Origin of the sequence: Desemzia sp. FAM 23989 (assembly GCF_045528345.1) — a bacterium.
Taxonomy (GTDB): Bacteria; Bacillota; Bacilli; order Lactobacillales; family Carnobacteriaceae; genus Desemzia.
The window spans coordinates 1-255 of sequence record NZ_JBGQQT010000078.1 but is presented as its reverse complement, the minus strand read 5'-3'; the positions used below and the strand labels follow the sequence as shown (position 1 = coordinate 255).

The following is a 255-nucleotide window of genomic DNA, read 5'->3' as shown; positions in this document are numbered from 1 at the left end:
AGTAGATAGCTGCCTTACGAGAACAGAAAAGGAGTAACAAACATGCATGAAAACAGGACATTGGATAGAATCCTATCCAGAAATAATTTAAACGAAGCCTTTCGACAAGTGGAACGGAACAAAGGTGTCGCAGGCATTGATGGTATGACTATCGAAGAGGCTAAAGAATATCTTCGTCAGCATAAAGAAGAACTTATTCAGACCATTCGCGAACGGAATTACCAACCTAAACCCGTCAGAAGAGTAGAATTACCT

Annotated in this window: 1 pseudogene; it reads left to right on the top strand. The window is 40.4% G+C overall.

Annotation, left to right across the window (positions count from 1 at the left end):
- Positions 1-42: 42 nt before the first annotated feature.
- Positions 43-255 (top strand): annotated as a pseudogene (locus ACEN36_RS13135) (group II intron reverse transcriptase/maturase); the annotation flags it as partial.